The organism is Pseudomonas sp. MWU16-30316 (assembly GCF_020515645.1).
In the GTDB taxonomy this organism is placed as follows: domain Bacteria; phylum Pseudomonadota; class Gammaproteobacteria; order Pseudomonadales; family Pseudomonadaceae; genus Aquipseudomonas; species Aquipseudomonas cerasi.
On sequence record NZ_JAIZAZ010000001.1, the window covers coordinates 401575 to 427886 of the forward strand.

Below are 26312 nucleotides of genomic sequence, written 5' to 3' on the forward strand. Positions count from 1 at the left end.
CAGCTTTAGTGTGTCCACTAAAAGCGCGCAGATGATTCCATAAGAAAGCGGGGTGACGTAACTACGTCATTCCGCTTTTTTGCAGCCTGCGATCGCCCTTTCAGGTTTTATTTACGGGAGGTCTTCTTGACTAAGCCAGCCATACTCGCCCTTGCTGATGGCAGCATTTTTCGCGGCGAAGCCATTGGAGCCGACGGTCAGACCGTTGGTGAGGTGGTGTTTAACACCGCAATGACAGGCTATCAGGAAATTCTTACCGATCCTTCCTACGCCCAGCAGATCGTTACCCTGACTTACCCGCATATCGGCAACACCGGCACCACCCCTGAAGACGCAGAGTCGGATCGCGTCTGGTCCGCCGGCCTGGTCATTCGCGACCTGCCTCTGGTAGCCAGCAACTGGCGTAACAAGCTGTCCCTCGGTGATTACCTGAAAGCCAACAACGTCGTTGCCATCGCTGGCATCGACACGCGTCGCCTGACCCGCATCCTGCGTGAGAAAGGCGCCCAGAACGGCTGCATCCTGGCCGGTGATAACATCACCGAAGAGGCGGCCATTGCCGCTGCTCGCAGCTTTCCGGGCCTCAAGGGCATGGATCTGGCCAAGGAAGTCTGCACCAAGGATACCTACGAGTGGCGCTCCAGCGTCTGGGATCTGAAAACTGACAGCCACCCTGAAATCGCCGCGTCCGAGCTGCCTTATCATGTGGTCGCCTACGATTACGGCGTCAAGGTCAACATCCTGCGCATGCTGGTCGAGCGCGGTTGCCGCGTAACCGTGGTGCCTGCACAAATGCCTGCCAGTGAAGTGCTCGCCTACAAGCCGGACGGCGTTTTCCTGTCCAACGGCCCAGGTGACCCGGAGCCGTGCGATTACGCCATCAAGGCGATCAGGGAAGTGCTGGAAACCGACATTCCGGTGTTCGGCATCTGCCTGGGCCACCAGTTGCTGGCGCTGGCCGCGGGTGCCAAGACCGTGAAGATGGGCCACGGCCACCACGGTGCCAACCATCCGGTCCAGGATCTGGACACCGGTGTGGTCATGATCACCAGCCAGAACCACGGTTTTGCGGTGGATGAGGCGACCCTGCCGAGCAACGTTCGCGCCATTCACAAGTCGCTGTTCGACGGAACCCTGCAGGGTATCGAGCTGACCGACAAGAGCGCATTCAGCTTCCAGGGTCACCCTGAAGCGAGCCCGGGCCCGAACGACGTCGCGCCTTTGTTCGATCGCTTTATCGAAGCCATGGCCAAGCGCCGCTGACCGGTTGCCTTGAGACGGTAATACGCAGGTGCCCAGGGCGGCCCCGGACTCAATGTCCGGTCGCTGCCGCCCAGGCCACCTCAGACAAATGTTCAAGACGGCTTGCCGACTGACCTGCGGATTTGAGTGACAACCCATGCCAAAACGTACAGATATTAAAAGCATCCTGATTCTCGGCGCCGGCCCCATCGTGATCGGCCAGGCTTGTGAATTCGACTACTCCGGCGCCCAGGCCTGCAAGGCTCTGCGCGAGGAGGGTTACCGCGTCATCCTGGTGAACTCCAACCCGGCCACCATCATGACTGACCCGGCCATGGCCGACGCCACCTACATCGAGCCGATCAAGTGGCAGACCGTGGCCAAGATCATCGAAAAAGAGCGTCCTGACGCACTGCTGCCAACCATGGGCGGCCAGACGGCTCTGAACTGCGCACTGGATCTGGAGCGCGAAGGCGTTCTGGAGAAGTTCGGCGTCGAAATGATCGGCGCCAACGCCGACACCATCGACAAGGCAGAAGACCGTTCGCGTTTCGATAAGGCGATGAAGTCCATAGGCCTGGCGTGCCCGCGCTCCGGTATCGCGCACAGCATGGAAGAAGCCAACGCGGTGCTTGAAAAGCTCGGCTTCCCTTGCATCATCCGTCCTTCGTTCACCATGGGTGGTACCGGCGGCGGTATCGCTTACAACCGTGAAGAGTTCGAAGAAATCTGCGCCCGTGGTCTGGACCTGTCGCCAACCAAGGAGCTGCTGATCGACGAATCGCTGATCGGCTGGAAAGAGTACGAAATGGAAGTTGTCCGCGACAAAAAGGACAACTGCATCATCGTCTGCTCGATCGAAAACTTCGACCCGATGGGTGTGCACACCGGTGACTCGATCACCGTGGCGCCTGCACAGACCCTGACCGACAAGGAATACCAGATCCTGCGTAATGCCTCGTTGGCAGTGCTGCGCGAGATCGGCGTTGAAACCGGTGGTTCCAACGTTCAGTTCGGCATCTGCCCGAACACCGGCCGTATGGTCGTGATCGAGATGAACCCGCGTGTATCGCGCTCCTCGGCGCTGGCCTCCAAGGCGACCGGCTTCCCGATCGCCCGCGTTGCCGCCAAGCTGGCCGTTGGCTACACCCTCGACGAGCTGTCGAACGAAATCACTGGCGGCAAGACCCCGGCTTCGTTCGAGCCGTCGATCGACTACGTCGTCACCAAGCTGCCGCGCTTTGCCTTCGAGAAATTCGCCAAGGCGGACGCGCGTCTGACCACTCAGATGAAGTCGGTCGGTGAAGTGATGGCCATCGGCCGTACCTTCCAGGAATCCCTGCAGAAAGCCCTGCGCGGTCTGGAAGTCGGTGTGTGCGGTCTTGATCCGAAACTGGATCTGAGCCATCCGGAAAGCATGAGCACGCTCAAGCGCGAGCTGACCGTGCCGGGCGCCGAGCGTATCTGGTACGTCGCCGATGCCTTCCGCGCCGGTATGACGGTCGAAGAAATCTTCGCCATGAACATGATCGACCCGTGGTTCCTGGTGCAGATCGAAGACCTGATCAAGGACGAAGAGAAGATCAAGACCCTGGGTCTGTCGGCGATCGACCGCGACCTGATGTTCCGTCTCAAGCGCAAGGGCTTCTCTGACGCGCGTCTGGCCAAGCTGCTGGGCGTTACCGAGAAAAACCTGCGGACTCATCGTCACAAGCTGGAAGTGTTCCCGGTCTACAAGCGCGTCGACACCTGTGCCGCCGAGTTCGCAACCGACACCGCGTACCTCTACTCGACCTACGAGGAAGAGTGCGAAGCCAACCCTTCGACGCGTGACAAGATCATGATCCTGGGTGGCGGCCCGAACCGTATTGGCCAGGGTATCGAGTTCGACTACTGCTGCGTGCACGCCGCGCTGGCACTGCGTGAAGACGGTTACGAGACCATCATGGTCAACTGCAACCCGGAAACCGTCTCCACTGACTACGACACCTCGGACCGCCTGTACTTCGAGCCTGTTACCCTGGAAGACGTGCTGGAAATCGTCCGTGTCGAGAAGCCGAAAGGTGTGATCGTCCAGTACGGTGGCCAGACGCCTCTGAAACTGGCGCGGGCTCTTGAGGCCGCCGGCGTACCGATCATCGGTACCAGCCCTGATGCCATCGACCGTGCCGAAGACCGCGAGCGTTTCCAGCACATGGTCGAGCGTCTGAACCTGCGTCAGCCGCCAAACGCCACTGTGCGCAGCGAAGACGAAGCGATTCGTGCCGCAGCGAAGATCGGTTATCCACTGGTGGTGCGTCCGTCCTATGTACTGGGTGGCCGTGCGATGGAAATCGTTTACCAGGAAGACGAACTCAAGCGTTACCTGCGCGAAGCGGTTCAGGTGTCCAACGACAGCCCTGTGCTGCTGGACCACTTCCTGAACTGCGCAATCGAGATGGACGTCGATGCGGTCTGCGACGGTACTGATGTGGTGATCGGCGCGATCATGCAGCACATCGAGCAGGCGGGCGTTCACTCCGGTGACTCCGCGTGCTCGCTGCCGCCTTACTCGCTGCCGGCTCACATCCAGGACGAAATGCGTGAGCAGGTCAAGAAGATGGCGCTGGAACTGGGCGTTGTCGGCCTGATGAACGTGCAGCTGGCGCTTCAGGGCGAAGACATCTACGTCATTGAAGTCAACCCGCGCGCATCGCGTACCGTGCCGTTCGTTTCCAAGTGCATTGGTGTTTCCCTGGCGATGGTCGCTGCCCGCGTGATGGCAGGCAAAACCCTGAAAGAGCTGAACTTTACCAAGGAAATCATTCCGAACTTCTACAGCGTGAAAGAGGCAGTGTTCCCGTTTGCCAAATTCCCTGGCGTTGACCCGATCCTCGGCCCGGAAATGAAATCGACCGGTGAAGTGATGGGTGTGGGTGATACCTTCGGTGAAGCGTTTGCCAAGGCCCAGATGGGCGCGAGCGAAGTGCTGCCAACTGGTGGTACCGCGTTTATCAGCGTACGTGACGATGACAAGCCTCTGGTTGAAGCGGTCGCTCGTGACCTCATCAATCTCGGTTTCGAGATCGTTGCCACCGCAGGCACTGCCAAGCTGATCGAAGCGGCAGGCCTGAAAGTGCGTCGCGTCAACAAGGTGACCGAAGGCCGTCCGCATGTGGTCGATATGATCAAGAATGACGAAGTCACCCTGATCATCAACACCACCGAAGGTCGCCAGTCGATCGCGGATTCCTACTCCATCCGTCGCAACGCCCTGCAGCACAAGATTTACTGCACCACTACCATTGCAGCAGGCGAAGCGATTTGTGAAGCGCTCAAGTTTGGTCCGGAGAAGACCGTACGTCGCTTGCAGGATCTCCATGCAGGATTGAAGGCATGATCAAATACCCAATGACCGTCCAGGGCGCTCGCGCCCTGGAAGAAGAACTGACCCACCTGACCAAGGTGGTCCGTCCCAAGTTGAGCCAGGACATCGGTACTGCGCGCGAACTGGGCGACCTCAAGGAAAACGCCGAATACCATGCTGCCCGCGAGCAGCAGGGGATGGTCGAGGCGCGTATACGTGATATCGAAGGCCGCATGCAGAACGCTGTGATCATCGACGTCACGACTATTCCGCACACCGGCAAGGTGATTTTCGGCACGACAGTCGAAATCGCTAACGTCGAGACTGACGAAAGCGTGGTCTATCAGATCGTGGGCGAGGACGAAGCGGATATCAAGAAAGGCAAGATTTCAGTGGGCTCGCCCATTGCCCGTGCCTTGATTGCCAAGGAAGAAGGTGATGTCGTCGTGGTGAAAACGCCGAGTGGCGTTATCGAGTACGAAATCATCGAAGTACGTCACATCTGATGCTGGCGCCCGTTTTACGGGCGCTTTCAGCGGCAAAAAAGAGTCAGGGCGCGCTTTTGGCGGCCCTGACTTCTGTTTTTATCCGTGTGCGCGGTGGACGTTGGACAGTTGCTTGTTTACCTTTGGGTTCTTGCGATAGATCAACGCCATTTTGCCGATGACCTGAACCAGGTCGGCAGAACCGGCCTTGCACAGTTCTGCGATGGCACCGAGACGGCTTTCGCGGTCGAGGATGTTGAGCTTGATCTTGATCAGCTCATGATCGCTCAGTGCGCGTTCAAGCTCTGCAAGTACACCTTCAGTCAAACCATTGTCAGCCACGATCAATACCGGTTTCAGATGGTGGCCAATGGATTTGTATTGTTTCTTCTGCTCTGGAGTGAGCGGCATAATCTGACCTCTGCGTCTGATCTTTTAAAAGCGGCGGCCAGTTTACCCGAGCGAGTCCGGGACCGCCCAGTTAATCACGACTCGTTTATTTTTGAGGTGCCCCGTGGCCCGTTCCAAGACAAGCCATAACTGGCTCAAAGAACACTTCGACGACAAGTACGTCAAAATGGCGCAGAAGGACGGTTACCGTTCGCGTGCCAGTTACAAGCTGCTGGAGATTCAGGAAAAGGACAAGCTCATCCGTCCTGGCATGACCGTGATCGACCTCGGCGCAGCGCCGGGAGGCTGGTCACAGGTGACCAGTCGTCTGATCGGCGGTCAAGGTCGTCTGATCGCTTCCGACATCCTTGAAATGGACAGCATCCCCGATGTGACCTTCATTCAGGGGGATTTTACCGAGGATGCGATTCTTGAGCAGATCCTGGAGGCAGTCGGTAATACGCAGGTAGACCTTGTGATTTCCGATATGGCCCCCAATATGAGTGGATTGAGCGCTGTAGATATGCCGCGTGCAATGTTTCTCTGCGAATTGGCGCTCGATCTTGCTGGTCGGGTACTACGTCCCGGTGGCGATTTTCTGATCAAGGTCTTCCAGGGTGAAGGCTTCGATGTCTACCACAAGGATATTCGCAAGCTGTTCGACAAGGTGCAGATGCGCAAACCGTCGTCGTCCCGCGACAGGTCACGCGAGCAATACCTGCTGGCTCGCGGCTTTCGCGGGATTGATGGCGCAGCCAGCATCGAGCGTTTTTGACAAGGTGCGATAGCTTTTTTCAAATGGCGTTGCCGATGCAGCATGACTGAACATTATGTTGTCAAAGTTTCACAAAGGGTTACAGACGGTGTCTGCCGTATCTGTAGGTTCTGTAGTAAGTTAGGCCGGTGAATATCATGCGAGGCACGCTTGCTGCGTGGAGCTTGCTTCAGAGGGTAGCTAATTGAACGATATGGCAAAGAATTTGATCCTGTGGTTGATCATCGCGGCTGTCCTGGTGACGGTGATGAACAACTTCTCCAGCCCTAACGAGCCGCAGAACCTCAACTATTCCGAGTTCATCCAGCAGGTCAAGGATGGCAAGGTCGAGAAGGTTTCTGTCGACGGCTACGTCATTACGGGCAAGCGCAGCGATGGCGACACCTTCAAGACCATCCGCCCGAACATCCCGGACAATGGCCTGATCGGTGATCTGGTCAGCAACAACGTCGTGATCGAAGGCAAGCAGCCTGAGCAGCAGAGCATCTGGACCCAGTTGCTGGTGGCCAGCTTCCCGATACTGGTGATCATCGCGGTGTTCATGTTCTTCATGCGCCAGATGCAGGGCGGGGCAGGCGGCAAGGGCGGCCCGATGAGCTTCGGCAAGAGCAAGGCGCGTCTGCTGTCCGAAGATCAGGTCAAGACCACCCTGGCTGACGTTGCCGGTTGCGACGAGGCCAAGGAAGAAGTCGGCGAGCTGGTCGAATTCCTCCGTGATCCGGGCAAGTTCCAGCGCCTGGGCGGTCGAATCCCGCGCGGTGTGCTGATGGTCGGCCCTCCGGGTACCGGTAAAACGCTGATCGCCAAGGCCATTGCTGGCGAAGCGAAGGTTCCGTTCTTTACGATTTCCGGTTCCGACTTTGTCGAGATGTTCGTGGGTGTCGGTGCGAGCCGCGTTCGCGACATGTTCGAGCAAGCCAAGAAGCACGCGCCGTGCATCATCTTCATCGACGAAATCGACGCAGTCGGTCGCCATCGTGGTGCCGGCATGGGCGGTGGTCACGACGAGCGCGAGCAAACGCTCAACCAGTTGCTGGTCGAGATGGACGGTTTTGAAATGAATGACGGCATCATCGTCATTGCCGCAACCAACCGTCCTGACGTACTGGACCCGGCGCTGCTGCGTCCAGGTCGTTTCGACCGCCAGGTAGTTGTAGGTCTGCCGGACATTCGTGGCCGCGAGCAGATCCTCAAGGTTCACATGCGCAAGGTTCCGATGGGCGAAGACGTCAACGCAGGCGTTATCGCTCGCGGTACGCCGGGCTTCTCCGGTGCGGATCTGGCCAACCTGGTCAACGAAGCGTCGCTGTTCGCTGCTCGCTCCGGCAAGCGCGTTGTAGAAATGAAAGAGTTCGAACTGGCCAAGGACAAGATCATGATGGGCGCCGAGCGCAAATCGATGGTCATGTCCGATAAGGAAAAGCGCAACACGGCTTACCACGAGGCGGGTCACGCTATCGTTGGGCGCTTGGTGCCAGAGCATGATCCGGTCTACAAGGTCTCCATCATCCCGCGCGGTCGTGCGCTGGGTGTGACGATGTTCCTGCCGGAAGAAGACCGTTACAGCCTGTCCAAGCGTGCGTTGATCAGCCAGATCTGCTCGCTGTACGGTGGTCGTATCGCGGAAGAAATGACCCTTGGTTTCGATGGCGTCACAACCGGTGCCTCCAATGACATCATGCGTGCCAGCCAGATTGCCCGGAACATGGTCACCAAGTGGGGGCTGTCTGAAAAACTCGGCCCGCTGATGTACTCGGAAGACGAAGATGCAGGTTACCTGGGGCGCGGCAGCAGCCAGAACTCCAGTGTTTCCGGCGATACTGCCAAGCTCATCGACTCCGAAGTGCGCAGCATCATCGACCACTGTTACGGCACCGCCAAGCAGTTGTTGACGGATAATCGCGACAAACTGGAAGCGATGGCCGACGCGTTGATGAAGTACGAAACGATTGATGCCGACCAGATCGACGACATCATGACCGGTCGTACTCCGCGTGAGCCGCGTGACTGGGGTGGTGGTTCGGGGACCAACGGTACTCCGATCACGCCTGACCCTCGTCCGGAAACTCCGATTGGCGGCCCTGCTGCCGAGCACTAAGGTCTGACATGACATCTGCGCTGTATCCAACCCGGTTGCCTTGCGGCAACCGGGTTCTTGATTTGGCCCATACGCATGTAATGGGTATCCTCAACGCAACCCCAGACTCATTTTCCGATGGTGGCCGCTATAGCCAGCGCGATGCTGCGTTGCGTCATGCCGAGGCAATGGTGCAGGCCGGCGCCACGCTTATCGATGTCGGTGGCGAGTCAACCCGGCCGGGTGCGCGTGCTGTCTCTGCGTCGGAAGAGGTGGAGCGTGTGGCTCCGGTGGTCGAGGTCATCGCGCGCGAGCTGGATGTGATTATCTCTGTGGATACCTCCACGCCTGAGGTCATGCTGGCGACGGCTGCGCTGGGTGCAGGGCTTATCAACGACGTTCGCTCGCTGCAGCGCCCTGGCGCGCTTGAGGCGGCTGCAAGCACCGGTTTGCCGGTCTGTCTCATGCACATGCTCGGCGAGCCCGGAACCATGCAGAATGACCCGCACTACGAAGACCTGGTGGGCGAGGTTTGTGCCTTCCTGGCTGAGCGGATGAAACAGTGTGTTGCGGCGGGAATTGGTCAGCAGCAGATCATTCTTGATCCGGGCTTTGGCTTTGCCAAGACACTGGAGCACAATCTGAGCCTGTTCAAGCATATGGAAGCGCTGCATGCGCTCGGCCGCCCTTTGCTGGTGGGTGTTTCGCGCAAGAGCATGATCGGTGCTGTGCTGGGGCGTCCCGTCGACCAGCGTCTGTCCGGCGGGCTCGCCCTGGCGGTTCTGGCGATGGCCAAGGGGGCAAGAATTCTGCGTGTGCATGATGTCGCCGAAACGGCTGACGTGGTGCGCATGATCGCAGCTGTCGAAGCAGCTGAATAACAACAGTGGGGCATCCATGACTACCAGAAAATATTTCGGAACCGACGGCATTCGCGGTCGCGTAGGGCAATTTCCGATCACGCCCGAGTTCATGCTGAAACTGGGCTGGGCGGCGGGCATGGCTTTCCGCAAGATGGGCGCCTGCCGGATTCTCGTCGGCAAGGACACGCGCATCTCCGGCTACATGTTCGAGTCCGCTCTCGAGGCTGGTCTCTCCGCTGCGGGTGCTGACGTTCTCTTGCTGGGGCCGATGCCGACACCGGCCATCGCCTACCTGACACGTACCTTCCATGCCGAGGCTGGCATCGTCATCAGCGCCTCGCATAACCCGCACTACGACAACGGCATCAAGTTCTTCTCCGGTCAGGGCACCAAGCTGCCTGACGAGATCGAAATGATGATCGAAGAGTTGCTCGACGCGCCGATGACCGTGGCCGAGTCCGAGAACCTCGGCAAGGTCTCGCGGATCAACGATGCGGCCGGCCGTTACATCGAATTCTGCAAAAGCAGCGTGCCTACCAGCACCGATTTCGCCGGCCTCAAGGTTGTCATCGACTGCGCCCACGGTGCGACCTACAAGGTGGCACCCAACGTATTTCGTGAACTGGGCGCGCAGGTAGTGGTGCTTTCCGCGCAGCCTGACGGGCTCAACATCAACAAGGCCTGTGGCTCCACGCATATGGAAGCCCTGCAGGCGGCCGTGCTTGCCGAGCATGCGGACATGGGCATCGGTTTCGACGGTGATGGCGACCGCGTGTTGATGGTCGATCACACCGGGACCATCGTCGATGGTGATGAATTGCTTTACATCATCGCCCGCGACCTGCACGAGCGGGGACGTTTGCAGGGCGGCGTAGTGGGCACATTGATGAGCAACCTGGGGCTTGAACTGGCCCTGGCTGAACAAGGTATTCCCTTTGTTCGGGCCAATGTCGGTGACCGTTATGTGATCGCCGAGTTGCTCGAGCGCAACTGGCAGATCGGCGGTGAAAACTCCGGTCATATCGTCTGTTTCCAGCACGCCACCACCGGTGATGCGATTATCGCCTCATTGCAGGTGATATTGGCTCTGCGCCGCAGTGGCGTAAGTCTGGCCGAAGCGCGTCTGAAATTGCGCAAATGCCCGCAGATCCTGATCAACGTGCGCTTCGCCGGGTCGGGTGTAGACCCGGTTTCGCATCCGTCGGTCCAGGAAGCCTGCGCCCGCGTAACCGAGCAGATGGCCGGGCGTGGCAGGGTGCTGCTGCGCAAATCGGGTACCGAGCCGCTGGTGCGCGTGATGGTCGAAGGCGAGGACGAAACGCAGGTCAGGGCGTACGCCGAAGAACTCGCAAAACTGGTTACTGAAGTTTGCGCCTGATTTCGGCTTGCCAGTGTCGGAACTGTTGGGTAACATCTGCGCCCACTTTGACCCACGAGGTGTAGCATGCGTCGCCCAATGGTAGCTGGTAACTGGAAAATGCACGGTACCCGCGCCAGCGTCGCTGAGCTGATCGAGGGTTTGTGCAAGCAGTCGTTGCCAGGCAGCGTCGATATCGCCGTGATGCCTGCCAGTCTGTTTACCCATCAGGTGATCGAGGGGCTCAAGGCAACATCGATCATCGTTGGTGCGCAGGATGCAGCCATTCAGGCTGAGCAAGGCGCGCTGACAGGTGAGGTTGCATCGAGTCAGCTGGCTGATGCAGGTTGCAAGCTGGTACTTGTCGGGCACTCCGAGCGTCGTCAGTTGATTGGCGAACAGGATGATGTCTTGAACAAGAAGTTTGCGGCGATCCAGGCGAAAGGTCTGACACCTGTGCTCTGCGTAGGTGAAACGCTTGAAGAGCGCAAGGCGGGGCAAACGCTCGAAGTGGTAGGTCGTCAGCTGGACAGTGTCATCGCCGAGTTTGGTGTCAATGCACTGGTCAATGCTGTCATTGCCTACGAGCCGGTCTGGGCCATTGGCACCGGATTGACTGCTTCGCCTCAGGAAGCGCAGGAAGTGCACGCAGCCATCCGTGCGCAACTGGCAAAAGAGAATGCCGAAGTCGCACAAGGCGTGCGACTTCTCTATGGCGGCAGCGTGAAGGCGGCCAATGCGGTCGAGCTCTTCAGCATGCCGGATATCGATGGGGGGCTCATTGGTGGGGCTTCCCTGAATGCAGATGAGTTCGGTGCGATCTGTCGCGCCGCGGGAAACTGAAAAAATGCTGGAAACAGTCGTAATCGTTTTTCACCTGTTGGGCGCTCTGGGCGTTGTCGCTCTGGTATTGCTGCAGCAGGGTAAAGGTGCTGACGCAGGCGCGTCGTTCGGAGCAGGTGCATCAAATACTGTCTTCGGAGGTCAAGGAACCTCTACCTTTCTCAGTAAGTTTACTGCTATACTTGCCGCATGTTTTTTCATAACCAGCTTGGGGTTAGGTTACTTTGCTAAAGAGAAAGCTCAACAGCTGACTCAAGTAGGTTTGCCAGACCCGGCAGTACTGGAAGTGAAGCAAAAACCGGCAGCAGACGATGTACCGGTTCTCGAAGGGCAAAAGCCAGCCGCTGTTCCAGCTGACGTACCTCAAGCCCCAGAGAAGAAGTAAGACAGAGTTCGGCGATGTTCGTGAGGTCGCCTAAAAGAGTTGTAATGCCGAGGTGGTGGAATTGGTAGACACGCAACCTTGAGGTGGTTGTGCCCATAGGGTGTAGGGGTTCGAGTCCCCTTCTCGGTACCAATTAAGCAGGAGAGCCCGCGCTAGCGGGCTTTCTTGTAGGTGGATGTTGGATTGACCCAGCAATGGATCGGTCGTATACTTCCGCCCCAGCTTTGTCGCGGGGTGGAGCAGTTTGGTAGCTCGTCGGGCTCATAACCCGAAGGTCGTTGGTTCAAATCCAGCCCCCGCAACCAGTTTTAGCGGAGCCCCTTTTAAGGGGCTTTTTGTTAGCTGGACAGTACATGACGTCGATGTTCAGCGGCGTTTTCAGGGATGGGCTTTTGCCCATTTTTTTATTTCTAAAGCATGCACGAGGGGGTTCAGGTGTCGAGCAAGCTAGAACAGTTGCAGGACTTGTTGGCCTCAGTGGTCGTGGCCCTTGGCTATCAGTGCTGGGGAATTGATTTCAGTTCCCAGGGCAAGCATTCGGTGCTGCGCATTTATATCGACAAGGAAGGGGGCGTTCTGGTCGACGACTGCGCAATCGTCAGTCGCCAGATCAGCGGTGTGTTGGACGTAGAAGATCCAATCAGCACCGAGTACACCCTTGAAGTATCTTCTCCTGGCATGGAGCGCCCGCTGTTCACTATTGAGCAGTTTGCTTCGTACGCCGGGGAACAAGTGAAAATAAAGCTGCGTTCACCTTTCGAAGGTCGACGCAACTTTCAAGGCCTTCTCCGCGGGGTGGAGGAGCAGGATGTCGTGGTGCAGGTTGAAGACCATGAGTTCCTGTTGCCGATCGACATGATCGACAAGGCCAACATTATTCCCACGTTTGACTGAGACGTGCCGGTTACTGCGGATCCCGCGGATCCAATGGCTTGCGAAAGGCGAGGCGTACGATGAGCAAAGAAGTACTGCTGGTTGTTGAGTCGGTGTCCAATGAAAAGGGCGTTCCGGCAAGTGTAATTTTTGAAGCGCTGGAGCTGGCTCTTGCCACCGCTACCAAGAAACGTTTTGAAGATGAAGTAGAACTGCGCGTAGAGATCAATCGCCAGACAGGCAACTACGAGACTTTCCGTCGCTGGACAGTTGTCGAAGACGAAGATCTGGACGATCCTGCGCACGAATTTGCTGTGGATCAGGCCCAGGCGAAAAAGCCGGGTGCTGTTGCCGGCGACCTGATCGAAGAAAAAATCGAATCCATCGAATTCGGTCGTATCGCTGCGCAGACCGCCAAGCAAGTCATTGTGCAGAAAGTTCGCGAAGCCGAGCGTGCTCAGGTGGTCGATGCCTACCGTGAGCGTCTGGGTGAAATCATTTCTGGTACTGTTAAAAAGGTTACACGTGACAATGTCATCGTTGACCTGGGTAACAATGCCGAAGCCTTGCTGGCTCGTGAAGACATCATTTCCCGGGAAACTTTCCGGGTCGGTGTTCGCGTCCGTGCTTTGCTGAAGGAAATTCGTACTGAAAACCGTGGTCCTCAGCTGATTCTGTCGCGTACTGCGCCAGAGATGCTGATCGAGCTTTTCCGCATTGAAGTGCCGGAAATTGCCGAAGGTCTCATCGAGGTGATGGCTGCCTCCCGTGACCCGGGTTCTCGTGCGAAAATCGCTGTTCGCTCCAAGGATAAACGAATCGATCCGCAAGGTGCCTGTATCGGCATGCGCGGTTCGCGAGTTCAGGCTGTTTCCGGCGAGCTGGGTGGCGAGCGTGTGGATATCGTTCTTTGGGACGATAACCCGGCGCAGTTCGTGATCAATGCAATGTCTCCTGCAGAAGTAGCGGCAATCATCGTAGATGAAGACGCGCATGCAATGGACATCGCAGTGGGAGCGGACAACCTGGCCCAGGCTATTGGTCGTGGCGGTCAGAACGTGCGTCTGGCGAGCCAGTTGACTGGCTGGACCCTGAACGTAATGACCGAATCGGACATCCAGGCCAAGCAGCAAGCTGAAACCGGTGACATCCTGCGCAATTTCATCGAAGAACTCCAAGTCGAGGAAGAATTGGCGCAGGTGCTGGTTGATGAAGGCTTCACCAGCCTGGAAGAGATTGCCTACGTACCGTTGGAAGAAATGCTCAACATCGACGGCTTTGACGAAGAAATCGTCAACGAGCTTCGCGCTCGTGCCAAGGATTGTTTGTTGACTAAAGCCATCGCTACAGAGGAAAAGCTGGCAGACGCCCATCCGGCCGAAGACCTGCTCTCGCTTGAGGGTATGGACAAGGATTTGGCGATGGAACTGGCGGTGCGCGGCGTAATTACCCGCGAAGACCTGGCCGAGCAGTCTATAGATGACCTGCTCGACATCGACGGCATTGACGATGATCGTGCCGGCAAGTTGATCATGGCCGCCCGAGCCCACTGGTTCGAGTAATTGGGCGCGGCCTGAGGAGAGAAGTGCATGACGCAAGTCACGGTGAAAGAACTGGCCAAAGTGGTCGACACACCGGTAGAGCGCCTGTTACAGCAGATGCGTGAGGCAGGTCTGCCGCACACCGCCGCCGAGCAAGTTGTGACCGATAACGAAAAACAAGCCTTGTTGACGCACCTGAAAAGCGGTCACAAGGCCAAGGTGGAAGAGCCTCGCAAGATTACCTTGCAGCGCAAGACCACCAGCACCCTGCGCGTTGCTGGCAGCAAGAGCATCAGCGTTGAAGTGCGCAAGAAGAAAGTCTTTGTGCAGCGTAGCCCGGAAGAGATCGAAGCCGAGCGCAAGCGCGAGATGGACGAACGCCGTGCGGTAGAAAATGCCGCTCGTCAAAAGGCTGAAGAAGAAGCCAAGCGTCGCGCTGAAGAAGATGCGCGCAATCAGCCTGCTGCAAGCCAGCCCGCTTCGGCTGCTGCCGAGCCTGTTGTTGCCGCCGAGCCTGTGCGTGAAGCATCGCCAGCCGCTGCTCCGGCACCGGCCAGCGCAGCGCCTTCTGCCGATGCTCGCAAGCGTGACGAACAACGTCGCCCTGACAAGCCTCGTGCTGACGACCGCAACGCCCGTGGCGGCGACGGCGAGCGTAAAAACGCTCCGCATCGCGCTTCGGTCAAGGAGAAGGCTCCGGCCCCTCGCGTTGCTCCTCGCACTACCGACGAAGAAAGCGACAGCTTCCGTCGCGGTGGCCGTGGCAAGTCCAAGCTGAAGAAGCGCAATGCTCACGGTTTCCAGAGCCCTACCGGCCCCGTCATCCGTGACGTTGCCATTGGCGAGACCATCACTGTCGGCGAATTGTCGGCACAGATGTCGGTCAAGGCTGCGGAAGTCATCAAGTTCATGTTCAAGATGGGCACCCCGGTGACCATCAATCAGGTACTGGATCAGGAAACTGCCCAGTTGATCGCCGAAGAGCTGGGCCACAAGGTCACGCTGGTCAGCGACAACGCCCTGGAAGATTCCCTGGCCGAATCGCTGAAGTTCGAAGGTGAGTCGTTCTCCCGTGCACCGGTTGTGACCGTAATGGGCCACGTCGACCACGGTAAGACCTCGCTGCTCGACTACATTCGTCGTGCCAAGGTTGCAGCTGGCGAAGCCGGCGGCATCACCCAGCACATCGGTGCCTACCACGTTGAAACCGAACGCGGCATGGTCACGTTCCTCGACACCCCTGGTCACGCCGCGTTTACCGCCATGCGTGCCCGTGGTGCCAAGGCAACGGATATCGTGATTCTGGTGGTTGCAGCTGACGACGGCGTGATGCCGCAGACCATCGAAGCTGTTCAGCACGCTGTTGCGGCTGGCGTTCCGCTGGTTGTTGCGGTGAACAAGATCGACAAGCCTGGTGCTGACCTCGATCGTATCCGCAGCGAGCTGTCGGTCCATGGCGTGACGTCCGAAGAGTGGGGCGGTGATACGCCTTTCGTTTCGGTCTCCGCGAAAATGGGTACTGGCGTCGACGAGCTGCTGGAAGCTGTTCTGCTGCAGGCCGAAGTCCTGGAACTCAAGGCAACCCCGTCGGCCCCGGGTCGTGGTGTTGTTGTCGAGTCCCGTCTGGACAAGGGCCGTGGTCCGGTCGCTACTGTTCTGGTTCAGGACGGTACGCTGCGTCAGGGCGACATGGTGCTGGTCGGTTCGAACTTCGGCCGCATCCGCGCCATGCTCGACGAGAACGGCAAGCCGGTCAAAGAAGCAGGTCCTTCGATTCCGGTCGAAATCCTGGGTCTTGACGGTACTCCGGATGCTGGCGACGAAATGTCGGTGCTGGCTGACGAGAAGAAAGCCCGTGAAGTCGCACTGTTCCGCCAGGGCAAGTTCCGCGAGGTCAAACTGGCTCGCGCTCATGCCGGCAAGCTGGAGAACATCTTCGAGAACATGGGTCAGGAAGAGAAGAAGACGCTTAACATCGTCCTCAAGTCCGACGTCCGCGGTTCTCTGGAAGCATTGCAGGGCGCCCTTGGCGGCCTGGGTAACGACGAAGTGCAAGTGCGCGTAGTGGGCGGCGGTGTCGGTGGTATCACCGAGAGCGACGCCAACCTGGCACTGGCCTCCAACGCTGTACTGTTTGGCTTCAACGTGCGTGCCGATGCTGGCGCGCGCAAGATCGTCGAGCAGGAAGGTCTGGACATGCGTTACTACAACGTGATCTACGACATCATCGAAGACGTCAAGAAAGCCCTTACCGGCATGCTTGGCAGCGACGTCCGGGAGAATATCCTGGGTATCGCCGAAGTCCGCGATGTGTTCCGTTCGCCGAAATTCGGCGCGATCGCAGGGTGTATGGTTCTGGAAGGCACTGTCTACCGTAACCGTCCGATTCGTGTTCTGCGCGAAGACATCGTTATCTTTGAAGGCGAGCTGGAATCCCTGCGCCGCTTCAAGGACGACGCTGCCGAAGTACGTGCAGGCATGGAATGCGGTATCGGCGTCAAGAGCTACAACGACGTCAAGGTTGGTGACAAGATCGAAGTCTTCGAGAAGGTCCAAGTGGCTCGCAGCCTCTAAATCGCGAGCTTCAGGAGTCATGGTGGGAGCCTCGCATGCAAATGCCCTGCTTTCCCCATGGGCTCTAAACGCAACGCCCGGTCTGGCAATTGTCAGGCCGGGCGTTTGCCGCTTTCAGACTGTCAGGGTTTGGTCCCGGATCAGTAACAGGTAACAAGCATGGCAAAAGAATACAGCCGTACCCAACGTATCGGCGATCAGATGCAGCGCGAACTGGCGCAGCTGATCCGTCGCGAAATCAAGGACCCGCGTGTGGGTCTGGTCACCATCACCGCCGTAGACGTCAGCCGTGACGTGGGTCATGCGAAGATTTTCATGACCGTCATGGGCCAGGACAGCGCGGAAGAAATCGCGCAGACCATCAAGGTGCTCAACGCTGCCGCAGGCTTCCTGCGCATGCAGTTGGCCCGCGAAATGAAGCTGCGCAGCGTACCGCAACTGCACTTCCACTATGACGAAAGCGTCGTGCGTGGCGCGCATCTCTCGGCACTGATCGAGCGTGCCGTTGCAGAAGACGGTCAGCATCAGGAAGGCCCCGCATCGACGGATGCAAAGCCTGAAAGTACCGAGGAATAAAGAGTGGCTCAGGTCAAGCGTATACGCCGCAATGTCAGCGGGATCATCCTGCTCGACAAGCCACTGGGTTTCACGTCCAACGCCGCTCTGCAAAAGGTTCGCTGGCTGCTCAATGCCGAGAAAGCCGGGCATACCGGCAGCCTTGATCCTCTGGCAACGGGTGTTCTGCCGTTGTGTTTTGGTGAAGCGACCAAGTTCTCTCAGTACCTGCTCGATTCGGACAAGTCCTACGAGACCCTGGCGCAACTGGGCAAGACCACGACCACTGCCGATTCTGAAGGCGAGGTTTTGCTCACGCGTCCGGTGACCGTTGGTCGCGACGATATCGAAGCGGTTCTGCCGCATTTTCGCGGACAAATCAGCCAGATACCTCCCATGTACTCGGCCCTCAAGCGTGATGGCCAGCCACTTTACAAGCTGGCGCGTGCAGGGGAAGTAGTGGAGCGCGAGCCCCGTTCTGTTACTATTACGCGCCTGGAATTACTTGATTGCGAAGGCGACACTGCACGTCTGTCCGTCGATTGCAGCAAAGGCACCTATATTCGCACGCTGGTCGAGGATATCGGTGAGAAGCTCGGTTGTGGTGCTTATGTCGCAGAATTGCGTCGTACCCAGGCCGGGCCTTTCACGCTGGCTCAGACAGTGACGCTGGAAGAGCTCGAGCAGGTGCATGCCGATGGCGGTAATGAAGCGGTCGACCGTTTCCTGATGCCATCGGACAGCGGTCTGCTGGACTGGCCGCTGTTGAAGTTTTCGGAACACAGTTCGTTTTACTGGTTGCATGGTCAGCCAGTACGCGCGCCGGACGCACCGAAATTCGGTATGGTTCGCGTGCAGGATCACGAAGGTCGCTTCATCGGTATCGGTGAAGTCGCCGAAGACGGGCGCATTGCGCCGCGTCGCTTGATTCGGTCAGAGTGACCGAAACCACTCCAGGCGTCGGCTTGCCGGCGAGTGGGGTGGAACGAGGATGGCTGTCAACAGGCACGGTCATACCTCATTTTTTAATACGAGGATCTGTCCTCGGCCTGTTGGAAACGTTTCTCCGGAAGCGCTTCCTTGCACAAAAGGATTGCCCACATGGCACTCAGCGTTGAAGAAAAAGCTCAGATCGTAACCGACTACCAGCAAGCTGTTGGTGACACTGGTTCGCCAGAAGTGCAAGTTGCACTGCTGACCGCCAACATCAACAAACTGCAAGGCCACTTCAAGGCCAACGGTAAGGACCACCACTCGCGTCGTGGTCTGATCCGTATGGTAAACCAGCGTCGCAAGCTGCTGGATTACCTGAAAGGTAAGGACGTTAGCCGTTACAGCGCCCTGATCGGTCGTCTGGGTCTGCGTCGCTAATAACGACGTTGCTAGAGGTTGGTTGTCTGTCACGATCCGTCGGGTTTGCCCGGTGGTTCTGGCAGGCTCCCAGCCTCAAGTTTTATCTGGGCTGTGGAAGGGGCCGATTCCCCACGCTGCCCAAGAATTCGCAAGAAACCAGTTCCCCAAGAGCCACAAAGAAAGGTAGGAAACCGTGAACCCGGTAATCAAAAAGTTTCAGTTCGGTCAATCGACCGTAACCCTCGAGACAGGCCGTATCGCCCGTCAAGCCTCTGGTGCAGTATTGGTCACCGTTGACGACGACGTCAGCGTACTCGTGACTGTGGTCGGCGCCAAACAGGCTGACGCTGGCAAAGGCTTCTTCCCTCTGTCCGTGCACTATCAGGAAAAAACCTACGCTGCCGGCAAGATCCCTGGCGGTTTCTTCAAGCGTGAAGGCCGTCCTTCCGAGAAAGAAACCCTGACTTCGCGCCTGATCGACCGCCCGATCCGCCCGTTGTTTCCAGAAGGCTTCATGAACGAAGTGCAGGTTGTCTGCACCGTCGTCTCCACCAGCAAGAAAACCGATCCGGACATCGCTGCGATGATCGGTACTTCGGCTGCCCTGGCCATCTCCGGTATCCCGTTTGACGGTCCGGTTGGTGCTGCCCGCGTTGCTTTCCACGAAAGCACCGGCTACCTGTTGAACCCGACTTACGAGCAGCTGCAGGCTTCGAGCCTGGACATGGTCGTTGCCGGTACTTCCGAAGCCGTCCTGATGGTTGAATCGGAAGCCAAAGAGCTGACCGAAGACCAGATGCTGGGCGCTGTGCTGTTCGCGCATGACGAATTCCAAGTCGTGATCAACGCCATCAAGGAACTGGCTGCCGAAGCCGCCAAGCCTACCTGGGCCTGGCAGCCTAAGCCTGAAGCGACTGAACTGCTGAGCGCTATCCGCTCCGAGTTCGGCGAAGCGATCTCCCAGGCTTACACCATCACCGTCAAAGCCGACCGTTATGCGCGTCTGGGCGAGCTGAAAGATCAGATCGTTGCCAAACTGGCTGTGGAAGAAGGCAGCCCGTCTGCCAGCGAAGTCAAAGCCGCTTTCGGTGAAATCGAATACCGCACCGTTCGCGAAAACATCGTTAACGGCAAGCCGCGTATCGATGGCCGTGACACGCGCACCGTACGTCCTCTGAACATCGAAGTCGGTGTTCTGCCAAAGACCCACGGTTCGGCACTGTTCACCCGTGGCGAAACTCAGGCGCTGGTTGTTGCCACGCTGGGTACTGCACGTGACGCACAGCTGCTCGATACGCTCGAAGGCGAGAAAAAAGACCCCTTCATGCTGCACTACAACTTCCCTCCGTTCTCGGTGGGCGAGTGTGGCCGCATGGGCGGCGCAGGTCGTCGTGAAATCGGTCACGGCCGTCTGGCCCGTCGCAGTGTCCAGGCCATGCTGCCAGGCGCAGACGTGTTCCCGTACACCATCCGTGTTGTGTCGGAAATCACCGAGTCCAACGGCTCCAGCTCCATGGCTTCGGTCTGTGGTGCTTCTCTGGCTCTGATGGACGCTGGTGTGCCGATGAAGGCGCCGGTTGCCGGTATCGCCATGGGCCTGGTCAAGGAAGGCGAGAAGTTCGCCATTCTGACCGACATCCTGGGTGACGAAGACCACCTGGGCGACATGGACTTCAAGGTAGCCGGTACCTCCAAAGGTGTTACCGCGCTGCAGATGGACATCAAGATCAAAGGCATCACCGAAGAAATCATGGAGATCGCCCTGGGCCAGGCCCTGGAAGCTCGCCTGAACATCCTCGGTCAGATGAACCAGATCATTGGTCAGTCGCGTAATGAACTGTCGGCCAACGCTCCGACCATGATCGCGATGAAGATCGACACCGACAAGATCCGTGACGTGATCGGCAAGGGTGGCGCAACCATCCGTGCCATCTGCGAAGAGACCAAGGCTTCGATCGACATCGAAGACGACGGCTCGATCAAGATCTTCGGCGAGTCCAAGGAAGCGGCTGAGGCAGCACGTCAGCGCGTTCTGGGTATCACCGCAGAAGCGGAAATCGGCAAGATCTACGTCGGTAAGGTTGAGCGCATCGTCGATTTCGGCGCATTCGTCAACATCCTGCCGGGCAAGGATGGTCTGGTTCACATCTCGATGCTGAGCGATGCTCGCGTAGAGAAAGTGACCGATATCCTCAAGGAAGGTCAGGAAGTCGAAGTACTGGTACTGGACGTGGATAACCGCGGCCGTATCAAGCTGTCGATCAAGGACGTAGCCGCAGCGAAAGCGTCGGGCGTCTGATTGATCTGAGCTGCAGATGAAAAAGGACTCTTCGGAGTCCTTTTTTTATGAGCGCAATTAGAGGCTTACACATGGAGCATGCAAACTGCTCGGTACAAACATGCATCTTGCAAGCCCGGGTTTGGGCGAACGGGCAATCTGCACGACTCAGCAAAACAAAGAAAAACATAAGCAATTGATTTTAAAGGCTATTTTAACTGTCTCGTTTTTGGCACACCGCTTGCGATATACCTGTTAACCCTGCCACCACATGCTGGTGCAGATTTTGAGAAAAACAGGAGTTATCGTATGAAGAAGTTCGCTATTGCCGCTGCTACCGCTACTGCCCTGACTCTGACCATGGCCAACGCTGCTTTCGCACAGACCTCGGCTCAAGCGCCAATGGTTCTGGCAGCTAACACCACTACTCAAGAAGTCAAAGAAGACACTTCTGACACCTGGATCACCACCAAAGTCAAAGCTGATCTGCTGACTGAAAAAGGCATCCCAGGTTCGGACATCAAGGTTGAGACCAACAAAGGCGTGGTTTCCCTGTCCTCCATGGTAAAAGTTACCGAAGCTCAGAAAAACACTGCCGTCGCTATCACCAAGAAAATCAAAGGTGTTAAAGACGTATCGGCTGCTGGCCTGAAAGCCGAGTAATCGAATACTGCTCATGAACACCCGCAGTCATTGATTGATGGAAGGTTCATGCGAGGCTACAAGGATGTAGCCATTAAAGGCCCCGACTGAAGAGTCGGGGCCTTTTCTATGGGCGCTACGAAACACATGAAGGGAAGGGGAGCCGGGGGATCAGTTGCGGCGTTTGCTCTCGATGCCTACCAGGCGACCGCCTTCAAAGCGCAGGTACTGATACATGCCGTTATCAGGACCGTAGATCCATTCCTCGATCTTCACGGCTTCTGACCTTCGATAATTACTACTAAAGGTTTCCCGAGTGCCGAGTACTTCCTGGCTGACCGGTTCGCCGCATTTCTGCTGGACCTCGAACGTCCGGTCGCCGGTGCTGACCAGCTGGCTGCCGCAACGCAGGGTCGAGGTGGCATACGCTGATGCGACAACTGACCCGGCCATGGCGGCGAGGGTCAGGTTGATCAGCCGTTTGATTCGGGTGTGTGCCAATGGCTTCATTCGCTGTCGAGGTGGAGGGGGCTGATGACTTTACCATCCGGTTGGGCCTGACCCAGTTGCGCGTCGACGAAGTACACGCGAGCGTCTTCTAGCTTGCCCTTGTCCACCAGGTAATCCTTGATGCTGCTGGCTCTGCTCTGGCCCAGTTCGCGCAGCAGCACCTCATTGCTGCTCCAGAACTTGAGTACGGCGGCACGCATCTGGGCAGCACGCTGCTCCTTGCCCAGACTGGCCCACTCAGCGGGAGGTTGCTGTTTCAGGCGTGTCCTGTAGATACCTTCGAGCATAGGCGCCTTTTCCTCTTCCGGGACCTCTATCAAACCGGCCCTGGCTGGAACCTTGTCGCCGCGCCGCTGGAGGATCTTGTAGTACGTATACTGGTATTCGCGCTCCAGTCTTTGCTGAGCGATCAATGGACCGTCACTGCTGGCGGCGCTGGTGCCTTCGATCTCCAGCTTCAGGTCCGGACGTTCCTTGAGCGCCACCGAGAGCTTGTCCAGGGCCTTTTGCGCCTCTGCCGACAAGTCACTGGAGCCTGGCGCGAAACTTACGCTGCCGAGGTCCTCGGAGCTTCCACCGGCAACCAGCCCGCCGAGCATCTTGAACGGGGCCTGTGCTGCACGCAGCACCAGGTTACGCAGGGTCTGCCAGACAATCGGCATGACGCTGAACTGCGGGTTGTTCAAGTCGCCTTCGATGGGCAGCTCCAGGGAAATGCGCCCCTGGGTATCCTTGAGCAGCGCGACCGCCAGACGAATAGGCAGGTCCAGCGCATCCGGGCTGTCGACCCGTTCACCCAGCTGTAGCTGCTCCACCAGCACCTTGTTCTGGGCCTTGAGCTGGCCCTTGGTAATCAGGTAGTGCAGGTCGAGATTGAGCCGGCCCTTGCGGATCCGGAAACCTGCGAACTTGCCGGAGTAGGGGGTGAGGTTGGTCAACTCGACGCGCTTGAAGCTGGTGGTGATATCCAGACTGGCCATCGGGTCGAACGGGTTGAGGCTGCCCTTGATGGTGACCGGCGCATAGCGATCGACCTTGCCCTCGATATTCACGGGGGCCGGTGTAGGCTTGCGATTGTCGATGGTGCCGATACGACCGTTGAGCTGCTGCACCGCGGTGGCGAAGTTGGGGGTCAGGGTCATGTCGGCAAAGTTTGCCGAGCCATCGTTGATATTCACTTCACCCACGTAGATCGCCAGCGGGTTTTCCTTCTTGCCTGCCCCTTGGGTTTTGGCTGCCTTTGGCTGGGCGGCGGTCTTGCCAGTAGCTGCGTCGGCTGGCTGCGGGATCAACAGATCGTCGATGTTGGTGGTCCGGTCCTCATTGATCATGAAGCGCGCGTAGGGCTGATCCATGTTCACTTTGGCAATCGACAGGCCCTTGCCATGCTGGTAGTCCAACCCCTCCAGCGCCAATTGCTGCCACTTCAGGAAGTCGCGCTGCTTGAGCGTATCCAGCGTGTGCAACTGATTGACCTGTGCTTTACCGGTGACGCTGAACGCCAGTGGCTCGGTGCTTTTCAGATCGACCGCCAGATCGCTGCCGAGCATGCCACTGCGCAGCTCCAGACGAATGAACGGGCTGATGTAGGCCTGAGCGAGGCGCAGGTCGATGTCGCGGGTGGTTACGTTGAGTCGTGCGCTGACCGGGTTGAGGTTCACGTCACCGGCGGCAGTGAGATTGCCCTGTTTGCCCAGCCCGGTATCCAGCTTGAGCGTGAAGGGCGCCTTGTTCAGGCTGTCGAAGTTCTGGATGTCCAGATTCAGTGGGCCAACGTCCAGCGCGACCGGCTCTTGAGGTACGCGATCTGCCAGATGGACCATGTAGTTGCGCAACTGCACATCCCGCAACAGGACTTGCCAGGGTTTGCTCTGCGCCACGGGTTGATCGCTGGCTTTGGCTGAGGCCTCGGTGGCAGGCGCCGGCTCGGCGGCTTTTTCGTCCACCGCTGGCGTGTGCGTTGCTGCGGGCTTGCCAGGTTGGCTGGCAAACAGTTTTTGCCAGTCCAGTTGCCCGTCGGTTTCACGTGCGGCCCAGGTTTCCAGCTTCTGGCTGCGGACCTTGCCTACGGTAACCAGCTGCTTTGCGAGGTCGACCGATGTTTCGCTGACGTCCAGGCGTTGCAGGCGTACCAACGGGCGACCGTCGGGAGCGTTGAGCGCGAAAGGCGCGACACTGGCCGAGACGTTGGTCAACTTGAGCTCGGTCTTCTTGGACAGGTTCAGTGTGTAGGCCGTGCTGAAATTCAGCACGCCGTCCTCAAGCGCCAGCGGCAAGGCATCACGTACGTAAGGCCACCACAGTTTCATCTTGCTGTCGGTGACCTTCAGCGTGCCCTCGGAGGTGATCGGGATCAGGCTGATGCGGCCGACCCAGTCGATCTGCCCACCGTCCGGACCCGCCGCGACCAGGGTCATGTCGGCATTGTCTTCAGGCAGTGTGCTGAGGTTCTTGAGCTCGAAATCCAGCGCGTCGTAGAGAAACTCGATGGGCTGGCTGGGGCGCAGGTCCTGGAAGTGAACGTAGCCTCCCGCCAATTTGATTTCGTCGATACGCAGCGGGAATGGCTTGGTGGCGGGTTCGTCCTTTGTCGGTTCGCTGGCGGGCAGCTTGAACAGCTGTGCCAGATTGAGCTTGCCCTGTTTGTCGAACAGCAACTCGGTGCGTGGTTTGATCAGCTCGACGCGTTGCAGATGCAGGGCCCGCGTCCACAGGCTGTTGATTTGCAGATTGGCATAAAGCTTTTCAAACGCCACCTGCTCCTTGCCTGGCGTGCCGATGTTCAGGCCCCAGAGCGTCAGCTCCAGCGTGAAGGGGTTGAATTCCAGGCGTTCGAGCTTTGCCGGCACTGTGGCGTAATTGGCCAGTTGCTGGTTCGCGATCCGCAGAGCGACGCCGGGAAGAATGAAAAAACCCAGCAAACTGTAGAGCGCGATCACAGCCAGCAGGGAGCCAAGTGTGCGTTTCAATCCTCTGGACATGGGCAGCGGCGTCTCTCTCTTTTGGAAGCCCTTGGAGTATGGCATGCCTGTTCGGTTCCGAAGGCACTGCCGTCGCGGCTTGTAGGAACTTTCCGGTTGTACGTTAAGCTATCAAGCGCCGGATCAGAGTTGCAGAATCAGCGTTTTCAGCGGCGGTTGATTGTCCTGAGACGGGAAGTCTGCAGCGGGACGCATCTCCTGGCAGTCGCGCACCGGACGCCCGGCCTTGGTGGCACAGCGCAGTACCTGTTCACGCCAGTCCTGCATGCTGACTTTCGCCAGATTGTTGCAGCAGATCAGCACGCCATCGTCTGCCGTGGTCAACAGCGCAGGTTTGAGCAGGCTTTGATAGTCGCGCAGCAGGTCAACGGTGCCGAACGCGCTCTTGGCCCAGGCGGGTGGATCAAGCAGGACCAGATCATATTGGCGCTGTTGCAGTTTCACGTAGCTGGGCAATTGCTGGCTGCGGCGTGCGGCAATGGGCAGCCCGGCCAACTGACGGATTGCCGGAAAATAATCCGACTGGATGAATTGCATCGGCGGCAGTTGCGGATTGAGCGCGCCATTCTCGCGACCCACCGCCAGATTGCCTTCGGCGAAGTCCAGATTGCACACTTCACTCGCGCCACCGGCCGCAGCACTGAGGCCGACGCCGCAGGTGTAGGCGAACAGATTCAGCACGCTTTTCCCGGCGCTGTGCCGCTTGACCCAGCCGCGGGCGTTGCGCAGGTCGAGAAACAACAGCGGGTCCTGGCCTGCATGCCGGCCGCGGACCCGGTAATTGAGCCCCCATTCGTGGCCGACATGATCGGCCAGAGCCGCTTCTTCAGCCTTGTACACGGTGTCATGGCGATCCACGCGCGAGTTGCCTTGCGAGCGATCGTTATAGACCAGCAGGGTATCCAGGCCCAGACGCGTGTTGGCCTGTTCATGCAGTGCCAGCAGGGCATCGCGATCCAGGCGGGTATGAAAGCTCTGCACCAGCAATTGCGGGCCGTAGCGGTCGATGGTCAGCCCGCTGGCGCCCTCCTGGCTGCCGTGAAACAGTCGATAGCAGTCCGTCCCCTGCCCATGCAATTGGTCAAGCAACGCCTGGCGATTATCGAGGGCGACGCTGAGCGCCTGATTCAAGGAAGACATGCTGAGCGCCTCGGGCTGGAATAAGGCGCGGGAGTTTACCAGTTACCGGACGCCGGGGGTTTTTGAAGTCTGCCATGCGCTTGATCTCCTGCGTTGTCATAC

General features: G+C 58.2%; 21 protein-coding genes and 2 tRNA genes. 19 read left to right on the forward strand and 4 right to left on the reverse strand.

What is annotated here, in order from left to right:
• Nucleotides 1-126 precede the first annotated feature (126 nt).
• The 3 genes from carA to greA all read left to right on the forward strand — a co-directional run bounded on the left by carA (nucleotide 127) and on the right by greA (nucleotide 5094).
• Nucleotides 127-1263: a glutamine-hydrolyzing carbamoyl-phosphate synthase small subunit gene (gene carA, locus LCH65_RS01965; protein ID WP_003418841.1), complete on the forward strand. Its 1137-nt coding sequence runs from the start codon at nucleotides 127-129 to the stop codon at nucleotides 1261-1263.
• A 136-nt stretch (nucleotides 1264-1399) separates the two neighbouring features.
• Nucleotides 1400-4621 (forward strand): carbamoyl-phosphate synthase large subunit, encoded by a 3222-nt coding sequence (gene carB / locus LCH65_RS01970; protein ID WP_003431538.1) that lies wholly within the window; start codon nucleotides 1400-1402, stop codon nucleotides 4619-4621.
• Entirely contained in the window at nucleotides 4618-5094 is a 477-nt protein-coding gene (gene greA / locus LCH65_RS01975) for a transcription elongation factor GreA (RefSeq protein ID WP_003400161.1), read from the forward strand. The genes carB and greA overlap by 4 nt, the downstream gene beginning before the upstream one ends.
• A 78-nt stretch (nucleotides 5095-5172) precedes the next feature.
• On the opposite strand, the gene LCH65_RS01980 is transcribed toward greA, so the two are convergent.
• Nucleotides 5173-5484: a YhbY family RNA-binding protein gene (locus tag LCH65_RS01980; RefSeq protein WP_003340569.1), complete on the reverse strand. Its 312-nt coding sequence runs from the start codon at nucleotides 5482-5484 to the stop codon at nucleotides 5173-5175.
• A 103-nt stretch (nucleotides 5485-5587) separates the two neighbouring features.
• On the opposite strand from LCH65_RS01980, the gene rlmE reads away from it, so the two are divergent.
• The 16 genes from rlmE (at nucleotide 5588) to LCH65_RS02060 (ending at nucleotide 21600) form a co-directional block, all read left to right on the forward strand.
• On the forward strand, nucleotides 5588-6238 hold the full coding sequence (gene rlmE / locus LCH65_RS01985; protein ID WP_003313635.1) for a 23S rRNA (uridine(2552)-2'-O)-methyltransferase RlmE: 651 nt from the start codon (nucleotides 5588-5590) through the stop codon (nucleotides 6236-6238).
• 193 nt (nucleotides 6239-6431) lie between these two features.
• Nucleotides 6432-8336, forward strand: coding sequence for an ATP-dependent zinc metalloprotease FtsH (ftsH, locus tag LCH65_RS01990; RefSeq protein ID WP_003364143.1), 1905 nt, complete (start codon nucleotides 6432-6434; stop codon nucleotides 8334-8336).
• An 8-nt stretch (nucleotides 8337-8344) separates the two neighbouring features.
• Entirely contained in the window at nucleotides 8345-9196 is an 852-nt protein-coding gene (gene folP, locus LCH65_RS01995) for a dihydropteroate synthase (protein WP_003364141.1), read from the forward strand.
• A 16-nt stretch (nucleotides 9197-9212) separates the two neighbouring features.
• The gene (gene glmM / locus LCH65_RS02000) at nucleotides 9213-10556 is read left to right on the forward strand and encodes a phosphoglucosamine mutase (RefSeq protein WP_003431534.1); all 1344 of its coding nucleotides are present in this window, start codon (nucleotides 9213-9215) and stop codon (nucleotides 10554-10556) included.
• A 66-nt stretch (nucleotides 10557-10622) separates the two neighbouring features.
• Entirely contained in the window at nucleotides 10623-11378 is a 756-nt protein-coding gene (gene tpiA, locus LCH65_RS02005; RefSeq protein ID WP_003364135.1) for a triose-phosphate isomerase, read from the forward strand.
• Nucleotides 11379-11382: 4 nt separating this feature from the next.
• The gene (secG, locus tag LCH65_RS02010) at nucleotides 11383-11763 is read left to right on the forward strand and encodes a preprotein translocase subunit SecG (protein WP_003313628.1); all 381 of its coding nucleotides are present in this window, start codon (nucleotides 11383-11385) and stop codon (nucleotides 11761-11763) included.
• A 46-nt stretch (nucleotides 11764-11809) separates the two neighbouring features.
• Nucleotides 11810-11895 (forward strand) — tRNA-Leu (locus LCH65_RS02015).
• Nucleotides 11896-11991: 96 nt separating this feature from the next.
• A tRNA-Met gene (locus tag LCH65_RS02020) sits at nucleotides 11992-12068 on the forward strand.
• Between the two features lie 130 nt (nucleotides 12069-12198).
• On the forward strand, nucleotides 12199-12657 hold the full coding sequence (gene rimP, locus LCH65_RS02025) for a ribosome maturation factor RimP (protein ID WP_226439097.1): 459 nt from the start codon (nucleotides 12199-12201) through the stop codon (nucleotides 12655-12657).
• A gap of 59 nt (nucleotides 12658-12716) precedes the next feature.
• Complete coding sequence (gene nusA / locus LCH65_RS02030; RefSeq protein ID WP_003364132.1) at nucleotides 12717-14198, forward strand: transcription termination factor NusA; 1482 nt, start codon at nucleotides 12717-12719, stop codon at nucleotides 14196-14198.
• A gap of 27 nt (nucleotides 14199-14225) precedes the next feature.
• Entirely contained in the window at nucleotides 14226-16751 is a 2526-nt protein-coding gene (gene infB / locus LCH65_RS02035; protein ID WP_003431531.1) for a translation initiation factor IF-2, read from the forward strand.
• 159 nt (nucleotides 16752-16910) lie between these two features.
• Complete coding sequence (gene rbfA, locus LCH65_RS02040; RefSeq protein WP_003364128.1) at nucleotides 16911-17327, forward strand: 30S ribosome-binding factor RbfA; 417 nt, start codon at nucleotides 16911-16913, stop codon at nucleotides 17325-17327.
• 3 nt (nucleotides 17328-17330) lie between these two features.
• The gene (truB, locus tag LCH65_RS02045; protein WP_054082032.1) at nucleotides 17331-18248 is read left to right on the forward strand and encodes a tRNA pseudouridine(55) synthase TruB; all 918 of its coding nucleotides are present in this window, start codon (nucleotides 17331-17333) and stop codon (nucleotides 18246-18248) included.
• 159 nt (nucleotides 18249-18407) lie between these two features.
• The gene (gene rpsO / locus LCH65_RS02050) at nucleotides 18408-18677 is read left to right on the forward strand and encodes a 30S ribosomal protein S15 (protein ID WP_002555121.1); all 270 of its coding nucleotides are present in this window, start codon (nucleotides 18408-18410) and stop codon (nucleotides 18675-18677) included.
• Nucleotides 18678-18852: 175 nt separating this feature from the next.
• Nucleotides 18853-20958: a polyribonucleotide nucleotidyltransferase gene (gene pnp, locus LCH65_RS02055; RefSeq protein WP_003431526.1), complete on the forward strand. Its 2106-nt coding sequence runs from the start codon at nucleotides 18853-18855 to the stop codon at nucleotides 20956-20958.
• A gap of 288 nt (nucleotides 20959-21246) precedes the next feature.
• Nucleotides 21247-21600 (forward strand): BON domain-containing protein, encoded by a 354-nt coding sequence (locus LCH65_RS02060; RefSeq protein ID WP_002555119.1) that lies wholly within the window; start codon nucleotides 21247-21249, stop codon nucleotides 21598-21600.
• Between the two features lie 150 nt (nucleotides 21601-21750).
• Here LCH65_RS02060 and LCH65_RS02065 read toward each other — a convergent pair whose 3' ends face one another.
• The 3 genes from LCH65_RS02065 to LCH65_RS02075 form a co-directional block, all read right to left on the reverse strand.
• Entirely contained in the window at nucleotides 21751-22089 is a 339-nt protein-coding gene (locus tag LCH65_RS02065; RefSeq protein ID WP_003364124.1) for a DUF2845 domain-containing protein, read from the reverse strand.
• A complete protein-coding gene (locus LCH65_RS02070; RefSeq protein WP_226439098.1) occupies nucleotides 22086-25070 on the reverse strand; it encodes a DUF748 domain-containing protein in 2985 nt (994 codons plus the stop codon). The genes LCH65_RS02065 and LCH65_RS02070 overlap by 4 nt, the downstream gene beginning before the upstream one ends.
• Nucleotides 25071-25193: 123 nt before the next feature.
• Nucleotides 25194-26210 carry a class I SAM-dependent methyltransferase gene (locus LCH65_RS02075; RefSeq protein ID WP_003364119.1) on the reverse strand — a complete coding sequence of 339 codons (1017 nt, stop codon included), beginning with the start codon at nucleotides 26208-26210 and terminating at the stop codon, nucleotides 25194-25196.
• Between the last annotated feature and the right edge of the window lie 102 nt (nucleotides 26211-26312).

What these genes read in the sequence shown, in the direction of transcription:
- carB (WP_003431538.1), top strand. Translation starts at nt 1,400, where the DNA reads ATGCCAAAACGTACAGATATTAAAAGCATCCTGATTCTCGGCGCCGGC.
- LCH65_RS02070 (WP_226439098.1), bottom strand. Translation starts at nt 25,070, where the DNA reads ATGTCCAGAGGATTGAAACGCACACTTGGCTCCCTGCTGGCTGTGATC.
- LCH65_RS01980 (WP_003340569.1), bottom strand. Translation starts at nt 5,484, where the DNA reads ATGCCGCTCACTCCAGAGCAGAAGAAACAATACAAATCCATTGGCCAC.
- secG (WP_003313628.1), top strand. Translation starts at nt 11,383, where the DNA reads ATGCTGGAAACAGTCGTAATCGTTTTTCACCTGTTGGGCGCTCTGGGC.
- rpsO (WP_002555121.1), top strand. Translation starts at nt 18,408, where the DNA reads ATGGCACTCAGCGTTGAAGAAAAAGCTCAGATCGTAACCGACTACCAG.
- greA (WP_003400161.1), top strand. Translation starts at nt 4,618, where the DNA reads ATGATCAAATACCCAATGACCGTCCAGGGCGCTCGCGCCCTGGAAGAA.
- LCH65_RS02065 (WP_003364124.1), bottom strand. Translation starts at nt 22,089, where the DNA reads ATGAAGCCATTGGCACACACCCGAATCAAACGGCTGATCAACCTGACC.
- folP (WP_003364141.1), top strand. Translation starts at nt 8,345, where the DNA reads ATGACATCTGCGCTGTATCCAACCCGGTTGCCTTGCGGCAACCGGGTT.
- glmM (WP_003431534.1), top strand. Translation starts at nt 9,213, where the DNA reads ATGACTACCAGAAAATATTTCGGAACCGACGGCATTCGCGGTCGCGTA.
- tpiA (WP_003364135.1), top strand. Translation starts at nt 10,623, where the DNA reads ATGCGTCGCCCAATGGTAGCTGGTAACTGGAAAATGCACGGTACCCGC.
- LCH65_RS02075 (WP_003364119.1), bottom strand. Translation starts at nt 26,210, where the DNA reads ATGTCTTCCTTGAATCAGGCGCTCAGCGTCGCCCTCGATAATCGCCAG.
- rbfA (WP_003364128.1), top strand. Translation starts at nt 16,911, where the DNA reads ATGGCAAAAGAATACAGCCGTACCCAACGTATCGGCGATCAGATGCAG.
- ftsH (WP_003364143.1), top strand. Translation starts at nt 6,432, where the DNA reads ATGGCAAAGAATTTGATCCTGTGGTTGATCATCGCGGCTGTCCTGGTG.
- infB (WP_003431531.1), top strand. Translation starts at nt 14,226, where the DNA reads ATGACGCAAGTCACGGTGAAAGAACTGGCCAAAGTGGTCGACACACCG.
- LCH65_RS02060 (WP_002555119.1), top strand. Translation starts at nt 21,247, where the DNA reads ATGAAGAAGTTCGCTATTGCCGCTGCTACCGCTACTGCCCTGACTCTG.
- nusA (WP_003364132.1), top strand. Translation starts at nt 12,717, where the DNA reads ATGAGCAAAGAAGTACTGCTGGTTGTTGAGTCGGTGTCCAATGAAAAG.